At 63.9% G+C, this 13,226-nt stretch carries 11 protein-coding genes; 8 read left to right on the plus strand and 3 right to left on the minus strand.

Features of this window, described 5'->3' with window-relative positions; translation table 11 throughout:
• Positions 1 to 117: 117 nt before the first annotated feature.
• The gene (locus tag XI03_RS00725) at positions 118 to 558 is read left to right on the plus strand and encodes a DUF1489 family protein (protein ID WP_028143982.1); all 441 of its coding nucleotides are present in this window, start codon (positions 118 to 120) and stop codon (positions 556 to 558) included.
• Here the strand turns inward: XI03_RS00725 and panC are convergent.
• Positions 555 to 1,406: a pantoate--beta-alanine ligase gene (gene panC / locus XI03_RS00730; RefSeq protein WP_028143981.1), complete on the minus strand. Its 852-nt coding sequence runs from the start codon at positions 1,404 to 1,406 to the stop codon at positions 555 to 557. The genes XI03_RS00725 and panC overlap by 4 nt on opposite strands.
• Positions 1,407 to 1,685: 279 nt before the next feature.
• Here panC and XI03_RS00735 point away from each other — a divergent pair, with 279 nt between their 5' ends.
• The 4 genes from XI03_RS00735 to XI03_RS00750 all read left to right on the plus strand — a co-directional run bounded on the left by XI03_RS00735 (position 1,686) and on the right by XI03_RS00750 (position 5,480).
• On the plus strand, positions 1,686 to 2,609 hold the full coding sequence (locus tag XI03_RS00735; protein ID WP_038950343.1) for a division plane positioning ATPase MipZ: 924 nt from the start codon (positions 1,686 to 1,688) through the stop codon (positions 2,607 to 2,609).
• Positions 2,610 to 2,946: 337 nt separating this feature from the next.
• A complete protein-coding gene (locus XI03_RS00740) occupies positions 2,947 to 3,804 on the plus strand; it encodes an alpha/beta fold hydrolase (protein WP_271591022.1) in 858 nt (285 codons plus the stop codon).
• 133 nt (positions 3,805 to 3,937) lie between these two features.
• A complete protein-coding gene (locus XI03_RS00745; protein ID WP_038950342.1) occupies positions 3,938 to 4,687 on the plus strand; it encodes a hypothetical protein in 750 nt (249 codons plus the stop codon).
• 64 nt (positions 4,688 to 4,751) lie between these two features.
• Entirely contained in the window at positions 4,752 to 5,480 is a 729-nt protein-coding gene (locus XI03_RS00750; protein WP_271591023.1) for a DnaJ domain-containing protein, read from the plus strand.
• 218 nt (positions 5,481 to 5,698) lie between these two features.
• Here the strand turns inward: XI03_RS00750 and XI03_RS00755 are convergent, their stop codons facing one another.
• Positions 5,699 to 7,537, minus strand: a complete 1,839-nt coding sequence (locus XI03_RS00755; protein WP_212475226.1) for a D-alanyl-D-alanine carboxypeptidase — start codon at positions 7,535 to 7,537, stop codon at positions 5,699 to 5,701.
• A 388-nt stretch (positions 7,538 to 7,925) separates the two neighbouring features.
• Here XI03_RS00755 and XI03_RS00760 point away from each other — a divergent pair, with 388 nt between their 5' ends.
• On the plus strand, positions 7,926 to 8,264 hold the full coding sequence (locus XI03_RS00760) for a phasin family protein (protein ID WP_028143975.1): 339 nt from the start codon (positions 7,926 to 7,928) through the stop codon (positions 8,262 to 8,264).
• A 74-nt stretch (positions 8,265 to 8,338) separates the two neighbouring features.
• Here the strand turns inward: XI03_RS00760 and XI03_RS00765 are convergent, their stop codons facing one another.
• The gene (locus tag XI03_RS00765; protein WP_271591024.1) at positions 8,339 to 9,700 is read right to left on the minus strand and encodes a TadE/TadG family type IV pilus assembly protein; all 1,362 of its coding nucleotides are present in this window, start codon (positions 9,698 to 9,700) and stop codon (positions 8,339 to 8,341) included.
• 483 nt (positions 9,701 to 10,183) lie between these two features.
• Between XI03_RS00765 and clpS the strand changes: the two genes are divergently transcribed.
• Together clpS and clpA are read left to right on the plus strand one after the other, a co-directional pair.
• On the plus strand, positions 10,184 to 10,516 hold the full coding sequence (gene clpS, locus XI03_RS00770) for an ATP-dependent Clp protease adapter ClpS (RefSeq protein WP_026202494.1): 333 nt from the start codon (positions 10,184 to 10,186) through the stop codon (positions 10,514 to 10,516).
• 282 nt (positions 10,517 to 10,798) lie between these two features.
• Positions 10,799 to 13,207, plus strand: coding sequence for an ATP-dependent Clp protease ATP-binding subunit ClpA (gene clpA, locus XI03_RS00775; protein WP_028143973.1), 2,409 nt, complete (start codon positions 10,799 to 10,801; stop codon positions 13,205 to 13,207).
• Positions 13,208 to 13,226 lie beyond the last annotated feature (19 nt).

The following is a 13,226-nucleotide window of genomic DNA, read 5'->3' on the forward strand; positions in this document are numbered from 1 at the left end:
GCTCCTGCAGCGCCGGTTCCGCTCGCTCCGCCGCCAACCTCGGCGGCCGCGCCCGCGGCTGCGGATAACGAATAGATCGGCATTCCAAATGCGGTGCCGCCCGGCTAATGCTTGGGCATGCCGCTACATCTGATCAAGCTCGCCGTCGGTTGCGACTCCGTCAAGGAATTGAAGGAGTGGATCGCCGAACGGATGCAGACCGCCAAGAAGAAGGGTCTGCCGCAACATCACATCCACATCACTCGCATGGTCCCCAAGCGCGATGCCGAGATCCTCTCGGGCGGGTCGCTCTACTGGGTGATCAAGGGCGAGATCGCCGCACGGGAAAAGATCATCGGCATCGAGCCGTTCCGCGACAAGGACGGTATCGGCCGCTGCCGGATCGTGATGCAGCCGAAAGTGGTCTCGGTGTCGCCACGGCCGATGCGCCCATTCCAGGGCTGGCGCTATCTCGCCGACGATTCCGTGCCGCCCGATCTCGGCAAGTCCGCCGCCGGCTCGATCGCGGCGATGCCGGAGCCGATGCGGCGCGAATTGCGCGATCTCGGGCTGCTCTAAACCGCGATATTGTCGATCAGCCGAGTCGTGCCGAGCTTGGCCGCGACCAGGATCCGCAACGGTCCGTCCTTGCGCGAGGCGAGGGGCGCCAGCGTCTCGGCATGGCGCGCTTCGTAATAATCGAGCGCAAAGCCGGCCGCCTCGATCGTTGCGGCGCCACGCTTCATGGCCGACGCAACGGCTTCGCCGGCACGGATGCGGCCGGCGCTGTCCTTCATGGCACGGTAGAGGATGGGGGCGGTCCGCCGCTCCTCCGGCGACAGATAGACGTTGCGCGAGGACATCGCGAGGCCGTCGCGCTCGCGCACGGTGCGGGAGCCGACGACCTTGACGCCGAGGTCGAGGTCGCGCGTCATCTGCGACACCACCCGCAACTGCTGAAAATCCTTTTCGCCGAAGATCGCGAAGTCCGGCCGGCACTGCGTGAACAGCTTGCCGACGACGGTGGCGACGCCGCCGAAGAAATGCGGGCGGAAGCGGTCCTCGAGGCCGGCGATCGCCGGTCCCTCCGGCACGATGCGGGTGGCAAAGCCGTCCGGATACATGGCATCGACGCCGGGATGCCAGACGATATCGACATCCTCGGCTGCGAGCTTGGCGATGTCGGCCTTCCAGGTGCGCGGATAGGCGCCGAAATCCTCGGTGGGGGCGAACTGGGTCGGGTTGACGAAGATCGAGACCACGACGCGGCTGGCGCGCCGCTTGGCGAGGCGGACGAGAGACACATGCCCGTCATGGAGGGCCCCCATGGTCGGGACCAGCGCGATCGTGGCCTTTCGCTTGCGGAGATTGTCGACGGCGCGGCGCAAGGTTGGGACCGTGCGGGCGATCAAAGGGCTTGCTGACATCAGGACTCGACAGGGTTGGGAATCGGCGCGGCATGACCTGGCGCCAGGGGCGACTAACCTTAACAAGCGGCGATCGTGGACGCCATGCATCCGGATGCGGCACAGCATCCCGCGCAAGGTGCGCGCGATGTCGCGACATTGTGGCTGGATCACAGACGAAAGACGACGCCGCGATTCATGAAGAACGGCGCAATACGATTTGCATTACCTGTCACGCATTTCACTTGACCGCAGACGCGGCCAACTCGAAGATATTCATCAGGGGTGTTGAGGATCGCCATGCTTGTGCAGGCTAGCCAAGGCCAATCCGGCTCGGCGCATGTGGTCGTGCTCGGCAACGAGAAGGGCGGCTCCGGCAAGTCGACCACCGCCCTGCACATCGCGGTTGCGCTCCTGAAGGCCGGCCAGCGCGTCGCCACCATCGACCTCGACTGCCGTCAGCAGAGCTTCACGCGCTACATTGGCAACCGTGCCGCCTGGGCGCGCCGCACCAAGCTCGACCTCGAACTGCCGGTGCATCGCTGCATCAAGCTCGGCGAGACCATGCAGATCGCCGAGAACGAGAATTCCGAGTTCCAGCAGTTCATGGAGGCGGTCTCGGCGGTCGAGAGCAGCTTCGACTTCATCGTCATCGATACGCCGGGCACCGACAGCTATCTGATGCGGCTGGCGCACTCGATGGCCGACACCCTGGTCACGCCGATCAACGACAGCTTCCTCGATTTCGACGTGCTCGGCACCGTCGATCCCGCCAACTACGCGGTGACGGGCGAGAGCCATTACGCCGAGATGGTGCGCGACGTTAGGCGCAAGCGCCGCCAGCTCGACGGCTCGACCACCGACTGGATCGTCGTGCGCAACCGCCTGTCGATGCTCGGCTCGCGCAACAAGCAGCTCGTCGCCGAGGGGCTGAAGGATCTGTCGCTGCGGCTCGGCTTCCGCTACGTCGACGGCTTCGCCGAACGCGTCGTCTATCGCGAATTTTTCCCGCGCGGCCTGACCGCCCTCGACGAGATCGACGAGGCCACGCTCGGCATGCGGCCCAATCTCGGCCATCTGACCGCACGAGAGGAGGTGACGAGCCTGCTCCGGCAGCTCAAGCTGCCGCTCGACGAGCGCGGCCGCCGCCGCGCCGCCAACCGGGCCGAGTGGTTCAACCAGGTCGACAAGCCGCTCGAGGTTCACGACATCCTCGGCGCCTGAGCGGCGGTATATCGCTACTTCCGATCGATCTGAGGGGCCGGTTCCGCGGGAACTGTGGCCGCGCTCCGCCGTTTTCACCTTACGTTGACCGTGAAATTGAACCCAAGCGAGACCGGTTGCGTCGGATGGTGACGTGCACGCTGACGTTAGCTTGGCGAGGACGGGATGCCTACAAAACGTGTGCGGCGCACAATGAAAGGGCTGCCGGTTCACAATATTTGGCCTTCCTGTCACGCGCCTGTGACATATATTAGCGAATAGGCGACAAGGGGTCGAAGAGCCCCGGAAGAACACGATTTTCAACAGGGATTCAGGCCGCAAGAGCCTGAGGACGAAAATGAAGCGTGGAATTGCCGTTCTGGTTTCGGTCAGTGCTCTCTGCGGCATCGCCTATTTCACGGCGAGCAAGTGGGCGATCAAGCACGAGACCATTACCTTCTACGACGCCTCGCGCGACAATCGCCCGGTGCCCGTCGACATCGCGGTGCGTCGTGACAAGGAAATGCAGGCCAACGCCGGCATGATCACGCTGCCGGTCGCAGTGATCAATCACGGCAACACCGTCAAGAACACCGAGTACGGCTTCCTCGCCAACATCTTCGCTGCGCGCGGCTACATGGTCCTGAGCCCGCAGCACGACTTGCCGACCGATCCTCCGATGGTGACCAAGCCCGGCGAGCTCTATGTCGGCCGCCTGCCGCAGATCCTGCGCGGTGTCGCCAACATCCATCTCGCCGTGCAGGAAATGAGGAAGCTTCAGCCGAACGCCGACTACGACAAGGTCACCATGGTCGGCCATTCCATGGGCGGCGACATCACGATGTATTTCGCCAAACAGTATCCGGATGAAGTCAAAAAGGTCGTCACGCTCGACAATTTGCGCGTGCCCTTCGTCACCGCCGGCAAGTTCAAGATCCTGTCGTTCCGCTCCACCGATCCGCAGTTCAAGGCCGATGCGGGCGTGATCCCGACGGACGAGGAATGCGAGAAGGCGGGTATCCAGGTCGTGAAGACTGAATTCCAGCACAACGACATGCGCGACACCGGTCCGGATGTCGCCAAGAACTCGATCCAGGGCATGCTCGACAAATTCCTGAGCGCCGCCGACAGCGAGATCGCGCCGGTCGACACGCAATCCTCGCCCAATATCCTCGAGCCCGGTCCGGTCGCCTTGATGGGGCCTGCCAAGAGCTGACCTCTTCGCCCTGACGGCGCCCACATCGTCAGTCACGATCTGCAAAGCCCCCGCCAGCCTCTGCCGGCGGGGCTTTGCACATTGACCGGGCTGCTTGCGCTAACCACATTAGCCGCCCACGCAGGGTCAAGGCATGTCGGGCGAACCCATCAAACCCCGCAGCGGCGATGCCGTCTCGGCGCAAGCAGGCGGTGCGGTGCCGCAGGCCGGAACGTCGACTGCGGAAGACATCGCCGCCTTCGTCGCCAAGGCGCAGGCGATGTCACCGCATGCGCCGGGCGCGAAGGGGCGGCTGATCTTCGCGCTGGACGCGACGATGAGCCGGCAGCCGACCTGGGACATGGCCTGCGCGCTGCAGGCCGACATGTTTCGCGAGACCGCCGCGCTCGGCAGTCTCGACATCCGGCTGGTCTATTATCGCGGCTTCAACGAGTGCCGCGCCACGGGATGGATCTCCGACAGCAACAGGCTTGCGGCGTTGATGACCAAGATCGATTGCCGCGGCGGCGACACCCAGATCGGCAAGGTGCTGACCGAGGCGCGGCGCGAAGCGGTCGCATCGGGCGTGCGTGCCGTCGTCTTCGTCGGCGATGCCATGGAGGAGAAGGTCGACGAGCTCTGCGCCAAGGCCGGCGAGCTCGGCATGCTCAAAGTGCCCGTGTTCCTGTTTCAGGAAGGTCATGACGCCGTCGCCGAGCAGGCCTTTCGCGAGATCGCGCGCCTGACGGGTGGCGCCTGGTGCCGGTTCGATCCGGGTGCGGCGGCGCAGTTGCGCGAGCTGCTGCGGGCGGCTGCGGCCTATGCCGCCGGCGGTCGCGAGGCGCTATTGAAGCTGGCGAAGACCGCGAGCGGCGCGGCCAGGCTGATCGGCCAAATGAAGTAGCGCTCAGGCGTCGCGGCGAGGCGTATGCCATGCATTTTGCCGCGAGGGCGACTATATTCCGGTCATGACCCTGATCGCCGGCGCTGTCGCAATTATCACGCTTTATCTGCTGCTCCAGATGTTTCGCGCTGCCAATCCGGCGGTGCTGGCGAGGGCCATCAGGTTCGGTGGCGGCGTGGTGGCGCTGGCGGTCGCAGCCTTCACGGGCTTGCGGGGCGAGCTGGTGGTGGCGATCCCGCTCGGGATTTTCGGCGCCGGGCTGCTGGGCTGGACACCGCTGGCAAACGCCGGCTTCGGCAATGTCGGCGGGCTGTTCGGCGGCGGTGCTGCTGCGCCCGCGTCAGGGCAGTCTTCACGCGTGCGTTCGCAATTCCTGGATATGCGGCTCGACCACGGCTCTGGCCAGCTCGGCGGGCAGATCGTCGCCGGGCCTCACGCCGGGCGCGATCTCGGCGAGTTCGATCTCGCTAGCCTGCTGGCCATGGTTCCGACATTCGACGCCGAGAGCGTGGCCTTACTTGAAAGCTATCTGGACCGCCGGTTTCCCGCCTGGCGTCAGAACGCGCAGAGCGATGCGGCAGGGGGGCAGCGCCGCACGGCGGCGAGCGGCAAAATGACGGCGGAGGAGGCCTATCAGATCCTTGGCTTGCAGCCGGGGGCGGGGCGTGACGACATCAGCCGGGCCCACAAGACCCTGATGAAGAAACTCCATCCCGACCAAGGGGGGTCGAACTATCTCGCTGCCCGTGTAAACGAGGCCAAGGATACTCTGCTTCGTACGCATAACGGCTAACTCCGGCACTACGCTACAAACGCCCGTACCGCGTGAGCTCCGCTTGCTCTGTTTGCCGTCGCCCTGACACCCGCCATTGTCGGCGTGGTTGATCTCTTGAGTAAAGTTTTAACCGTAAATCCTTGACGAGAAGTTGTCGCGGAACTGGCATCGAGATCCGCCAAAAACAAAAATGCCCGCGCAAGGCGCGGGCATTTTGAGCGGAGCGTTGCGAAAGATCAGTTGCGGACGGTGATGCAGGAGATGTCGGCGCGCTTCAGGGTACGGCAGACGGCTTCGGCCTGGTCGCGCTCGAGCCCGGCGAAGCGGGCGCGATAGAGCTTGCGATTGTCCTTGGCGACGACCTCGGTGAACGGATCGGCCTTGCTGAGCAGGCCGCGGGCCGAGCTGCGCGCGGCATCGATGCGCTGCTGGGCTTCGTTCTCGCTCTCGAGCGCGCCGACCTGGACGATCCAGCCGCTGTGGGTGGCGACCGGCTTGGTGGTGGTGCTCATCTGGATCGGCATCGGGTCGGCGGAGGCCAGCTTCGGAGCGGCCGGGGCGGGCGCAGCAGCCGTTGCGGCCGGCAGCACCCCGAGGATGCCGTTGCCGGTGCCGAAGCCCGCCGGCTGCCGCGGCAGCTCGGCGCGGGCGATCTCGGCCTTCGGCGCTTCCGGCTGGCTGACGACCTCGGGCTTGTTGACGAGATCGGCCCGGGCGACGACGGCGGTGGAGGTTTCCGCGACGTCGGAACGGGACGAAATGGCGTTGGTGACCGGCGGTGCGACCTGAGCGGGGGCGGCGGAAGCGACCTTCACGGCGCCGGCCTTGACCTGAACCGTCTTGACCCGGACCGGCTTCATCGGCTCGGACGAGCCGGGGATGATGGAGAGCGGCTGGCTCGAGATCACGCCATTGGTGAGCGGCGCCGGCTCGATCTTGGATTCCGTCGGCCGAACTTCAGGCTTGGCTTCGGATCTGGGCTGGGCCGGCGGCACCGCGGCAGTCGCAGCCGCGAGCGTCGACAGGCGTGCGGCCAGACGCGACGGCGCTGCTTCGGGAGCAGGGGCAGAAGCGGCCTGAACCTGCGGAACGGCGCGGGCCGGGGTAGGCGACGCGTCGGCGACCTCGGTGCCGGCGTCCGCGCCGTTGCGCTCCGTGACCGCGGCGACGGTGTGGGTGGTCGCACCCTTCTCGAGATTCTCCGCGAGCAGGTTGCGCATGATGGCATCGCGCGAGCCGCCGCTGCGGCCCCCGAGCACGACACCGATCAGATGACGGTTGCCGCGGCGCATCGAGGTCACGAGATTGAAGCCGGAGGCGCGGGTGTAGCCGGTCTTGATGCCGTCCACGCCCTCGACATTGCCGAGCAGGTGATTGTGGTTGCGGATCGACTGTCCGCGCCAGTTGAAGGTCGCGGTCGCGAAATAGCGATAGTAGCGCGGGAAGCGCTCCTGGATGGCGCGGCCGAGCGTGGCCTGGTCGCGCGCGGTCGTGACCTGCTCGTCGTTGGGAAGGCCGTTGGCGTTGCGGTACACCGTCTTGGACATGCCGAGCGAGCGCGCCTTGCGCGTCATCATCTGGGCGAAGTCGTCCTCGTCGCCGCCGATCGCTTCGGCGATCACCACGGCTGCGTCGTTGGCGGAGCGGGTGACGAGACCCTTGATCGCGTCCTCGACGCGGATGGTCTGGCCGGCGCGCAAATTCAGCTTGGTCGGATCCTGATCGGCGGCGTGCTGGGACACCGGCATCTCGGTGTCGAGCTTCATCTTCCCGGACTCGAGACGCTCGAACAGCAGGTAGAGCGTCATGATCTTGGTGAGCGAGGCGGGGTGGCGGATCCCGTCGGGGCTGGTCGCCTGGAGCACTGCGCCGGAATTGCCGTCGACGATGATGGACGCGAATTTCGGGCTGGAGCTCTCGGACACGTCGCGCTGCACCCGGTGGTGCGCGTAATGGCGGCGATGACGCCGCGCCTCGGCGGCATCGGTGGTGAAGATGACCGCGGTGGTGACCGTAAGAAGCCCGAAAACGCCAACCCGCGCCAAGCGCGAGGAAGACAAGTTTTTACGAAGCATGGAACCCCGTCCCCGTTTCTGACTTGATCACCGGCTCGTGAGGCGAAATTGTGCCCAATGGACCCGGGATCATTACCTGCTCAGGCTGTCCCTCCGCTGGTGCTCGCCGCGGGGGACGTTGGACCTGAACCGCTATTCTGGCTAAGGTGATGGTCTCAAACGGCTTTTGACCGTCTGCGGAAGTTGAACACGTCCAGGGAATCAGGGTAGGGGCCCGCGGTTTCCAAATGCTTAAAGAACCCTTGCGGGAAACCCCGGGAATCTTCGCGAAATGAGTCCAATTTTGTGCGTCGCACAAAATTCTTGACTTTTTTGTGCGTTGCACTAATTGTGGGCAGAGTCAGGGAGCCGGGGCTTCCCGACGAGAGCCAGGGAAAAGGATTCCGAAATGTTCAAGGTTGAAGACTTTCAGAACTACGGGAAAGAGCACTTCGAGCAGTACGTCGCCTCCGCGACCTCGGTGCAGCACGGCCTTCAGGCGATCGCCAGCGCCTATGGCGACTATACGAAGAAGTCGTTCGAAGACACCAAGTCCTTCGTCGAGAAGCTTTCCGGCGTGAAGTCGCTGGACAAGGCCATGGAAGCGCAGACCGATTTCGCCCGTTCCTCCTACGAGACCTTCGTTGCGGAATCGCAGAAGATCGCCGGCCTCTACAGCGACCTCGCCAAGCAGGCGTTCAAGCCGGTCGAGACCATCGTGTCGAAGTTCACCCCGGCTGCTCAGTAAATTTTTCAGGACGTCCTGGAATCGAAAAGCCCGGCTGAACCAGCCGGGCTTTTTGTTGGCACGCGGTCGATCCGTCAGCGCGCCACGCGCAGCTTCGACAGCGAGGTGCCGATGTCCTTGAACACCGAAACGGTCTGGCTGGCCGACGTGACGAGATAGAACTTGTCGGAGCTGCTGGCGCAATATTGCAGCACGCTCGAGGTCGGATCGCTGCCGGTGTTCACCTGCACGGTGTAGATCGTGATGTTGTTGGGTTGGGCCTTGGCATTGTCGCACAGCTTCTTCTCCCGCGCGTCGATCTGCGAGGAGTCGCTGTACCAGCGGTTCTGCGTGTTCATGCCGTCGGAGAGCAGGACGATTGCGTCCTTGTAGGTGTAGTTGGTGTCCTTGGCCGGCGCGTTCATGGGATCGCCGGTCGAGAGCGTCATCCAGCCCCAGGCGAGGCCGATGCCCTGGTTGGTGTTGCCGGTCGGGACCAGATTGCCGATCAGCGTCTTGAGCGCCGACCAGTCGTAGCTCAGCGGCATGATCGGTTGGATGTAGGCCGAATTGCTGGAATTGCAGTACGAATACTGCTCCGCCGGGAACAGCGTCGACGAGTTGCTGCTCACCGGAGCAGTATTCTTGGTGTCGTAGTCCTGATCGCGGTCGGTGACGCATCCCGTCCATTTGTTGTGGTTTTTCGGCGTCCACGTCTTGCCCGCGCTGACGCAGCTCGACTGTTGCTTGTACCAATTGTCGCTGCAGCTGCCATTCACCGCTTCCCAGTCGCTCCAGTCGATCCAGGACTTGTCATAGTTGCTGCTGCCGACGTTGACGTCCTTGGAAAACGGAACGACCGAGATGTAGACGTCGCCGTTGGTCTTGGCGAGCGTGCTGAGCTGGTCGACCAGGTTCTTCGCGGCCGTCTGCATGGCCGGCATCTTACCGTCGTCGGCCATCGATCCCGTGACGTCGAGCACCAGGGCCACGCGCATGCGCGTCAGGCCCCAGGCGCTGGTGGAGGTGGTGTCGATGCCGAGTGTCGGGAAGCCGGCGATCTTCATGAAGCTGGTCGTGTAGGTGCCGGTTCCGGTGAGCTGGATCGTCGAGCCGATGCTGGTGCTCGCGGTATAAGTGGCCCCAACGGTGACCGATGGCAGGGTCGTGGTGTTGGTGAACAGGGCATTGAAATAGGTTTGCGCCTTGCTGCTGATCTGGGACGTCGTGATCGTGCCGGACGACAGGTCCCTGGAGAGCATCAGCGCGGTGGAGTCGAGGGCCGACTGCATGGAGGCGCGGGCCTGGGCGGCGCGGCTATAATCGATCGCGGCACCGACGAAGCTCAGCACCGGGACCAGCGCGATGGCGAAGATCACGGCGATATTGCCTTGCTCGGCCGTTGTAAAGCGGGCGCATAGTCGACCAAGGCGGCTGACGAGCGGCGGGCGAGACATGACAATCCCCGAAATCTGTGTTTTGCCCGATTTCGCGCCATTTCATTGAACGGCAGGTAAATTGGACCGTAGAAAACCGGAGCGACCCGCGTGAAACCGCCGCAGCCGGGTTAATAGCCGGGGTTCCTGGTCAACATGTTCTAAACGCGCGGGGGCGAAATTTTTGTCAAATCGGTCCGGATTGTTTAACCTCGCTCCTGATCGCCCGGACCGGGAATCGGGACTGCCGTGGCCGCATCGGCCGGACCTCTGCACGCTTGCGGCGGGCCGGGGGCAGGCCCATATTGCTGGCGAACGATCCGGTTTGGACCGGATTGTCGGGAGCGGCGATCCAACAAGGCGGCGCGCCTGCGCCAGGCTCCGAAGGGCGGGGTCGCGCGGCGACCGCCATTCGCTTCCATGGGGAATTTGAACGCCTGAGCCATGCCGCAATTGACTTCCAGACTCGACCTGTCCGCGCCAGCCGCTGCCTACGCTCCTCGCATGAGCAATGACGAGAACCGTTCGGGCAACCCCTCGGGTCCGAACACTTCGGTCATTACCAAGGTCAAGCCGAAGACCAAACGGCCGAACCTCTACCGCGTGCTGATCCTGAACGACGACTACACGCCGATGGAGTTCGTCGTCCACGTGCTGGAGAAGTTCTTCAACAAGGACATCGAGGCCGCGACCAAGATCATGCTGCACGTCCATCATCATGGTATCGGGGAGTGCGGCGTGTTCACTTACGAGATCGCCGAGACCAAGGTGACACAGGTGATGGATTTCGCCCGCAAGCACCAGCATCCGCTGCAATGCGTGATGGAAAAGAAGTAGTCGCCGGTCCCGTTCCTTAGAGTGGTTCTGCTCGTGTGGTGTGTGACGGCAGCGCATCCTGCTGCATGATCCGGTGAACTTCGGCGCCGGCGTCAACCCTGCCCAAATGGGTAGTCCGCCCAAATCGGAACGGGTTTTGCATCGAAAATACCGCGGGTGTGTCGCTGCCAGAGTCGCGGAACCGGTCTTTCGCCGCGGTCTTGTATAACTATATGTGACAAAGGTTGTTGTTGCCTGACCGGGCGATGACGATCATGATGGTGGGGGCCATAGAGGACGCGAATGCCGACTTTTTCCCAAAGCCTTGAACAATCCCTGCATCGTGCGCTGGCGATCGCAAACGAGCGTCATCACCAATACGCGACGCTCGAGCATCTGTTGCTCTCCCTGATCGACGACTCCGATGCAGCCGCCGTCATGCGCGCCTGTAGTGTCGATCTCGACAAGCTCCGTACGAGCCTGGTTAATTATCTAGAGACCGAGTTCGAGAATCTGGTCACCGACGGCGCGGACGACGCCAAGCCGACAGCCGGCTTCCAGCGGGTGATCCAGCGTGCCGTGATCCACGTGCAATCCTCCGGTCGTGAAGAGGTGACCGGCGCCAACGTGCTGATCGCGATCTTCGCCGAGCGCGAGAGCCATGCCGCGTATTTCCTGCAGGAGCAGGACATGACGCGCTATGACGCGGTCAACTACATCAGCCACGGCATCGCCAAGCGGCCTGGCGTCTCCGAGGCGCGGCCGGTGCGCGGCGTCGACGAGGAGACCGAGACCAAGGGCGCTGAGGACGCCAAGAAGAAGGGCGAGGCGCTCGAGACCTATTGCGTCAACCTCAACAAGAAGGCGCGCGACGGCAAGATCGATCCGGTGATCGGACGCAACTCCGAAATCAACCGTGCGATCCAGGTGCTGTGCCGCCGGCAGAAGAACAACCCGTTGTTCGTCGGCGAAGCCGGCGTCGGCAAGACCGCGATCGCGGAGGGCCTCGCCAAGCGCATCGTCGACAGCGAGGTGCCGGAAGTTCTGGCGGCTGCCACGGTGTTCTCGCTCGACATGGGCACACTGCTCGCGGGCACGCGCTATCGCGGCGACTTCGAAGAGCGCCTGAAGCAAGTGCTGAAGGAACTCGAGGCGCATCCCAACGCCATCCTGTTCATCGACGAGATCCACACCGTGATCGGTGCGGGCGCGACGTCGGGCGGGGCGATGGATGCCTCGAACCTGCTCAAGCCCGCGCTGGCCTCGGGCACCATCCGCTGCATGGGCTCGACCACCTACAAGGAATACCGCCAGCACTTCGAGAAGGACCGCGCGCTGGTGCGGCGCTTCCAGAAGATCGACATCAACGAGCCGACGGTCGAGGACGCCATTGCGATCCTCAAGGGACTGAAGCCGTACTTCGAGGACTACCACCGGCTGAAGTACACCAACGAGGCGATCGAGGCAGCGGTGCAGCTCTCCTCGCGCTACATCCACGACCGCAAGCTGCCGGACAAGGCGATCGACGTGATCGACGAGTCCGGTGCGGCGCAGATGCTGGTCGCCGAGAACAAGCGCAAGAAGACCATCGGCATTAAGGAGATCGAGACCACGATCGCCTCGATGGCGCGGATTCCGCCGAAGAGCGTGTCGAAGGACGATGCCGAGGTGCTCAAGCATCTCGAGCAGACACTGAAGCGCACCGTGTTCGGTCAGGACAAGGCGATCGAGTCGCTTGCGGCATCGATCAAGCTGGCGCGCGCCGGCTTGCGTGAGCCGGAGAAGCCGATCGGTTGCTACCTGTTCTCGGGTCCGACCGGCGTCGGCAAGACCGAGGTTGCAAAGCAGCTCGCGGCAAGCCTCGGCGTCGAGCTGTTGCGCTTCGACATGTCCGAATACATGGAGCGGCACACCGTATCTCGCCTGATCGGTGCGCCTCCCGGCTATGTCGGCTTCGACCAGGGCGGCCTGCTCACCGACGGCGTCGACCAGCATCCGCATTGCGTGGTGCTGCTCGACGAAATCGAGAAGGCGCATCCTGATCTCTACAACGTGCTGCTGCAGATCATGGATCACGGCCGGCTCACCGACCACAACGGCAAGCAGGTCAATTTCCGCAACGTGATCCTGATCATGACCACGAACGCGGGGGCTTCCGATCTCGCCAAGCAGGCGTTCGGCTTCACGCGCTCCAAGCGGGAAGGCGACGACCACGAGGCGATTAACCGGCAGTTCGCGCCGGAATTCCGCAACCGTCTCGATGCCATCGTCTCGTTCGGCCATCTCAGCGTCGAGGTGATCGGCACCGTGGTCGAGAAGTTCGTGCTTCAGCTCGAAGCCCAACTCGGCGACCGCGACGTCACCATCGAGCTGTCCGAGCCCGCCAAGGCCTGGCTGGTCCAGCATGGTTACGACGAGCAGATGGGCGCACGTCCCATGGCCCGCGTGATCCAGGAGCACATCAAGAAGCCGCTCGCCGACGAGGTGCTGTTCGGCAAGCTGAAGGGCGGCGGCCACGTCCGCGTCGTCCTGGTCAAGGACGAGGCTGACGAGACCAAGGAGAAGATCGGGTTCGAATTCGTCGAGGGCCCGGTCACGCCGAAGCAGGAGAAGCTGCCGGGGGCCCGCAAGCGGCCGCCGGGCAAGTCCAAGCCGGGCGGTCCCGGCGGCTCGAAGGGGCCGACCTCCAAGGGCCCGCTGGTCAAGGCTTGATCCAGCGCTCATCATGAAC

Origin of the sequence: Bradyrhizobium sp. CCBAU 65884 (genome assembly GCF_028128835.1) — a bacterium.
GTDB classification, from domain to species: domain Bacteria; phylum Pseudomonadota; class Alphaproteobacteria; order Rhizobiales; family Xanthobacteraceae; genus Bradyrhizobium; species Bradyrhizobium ottawaense.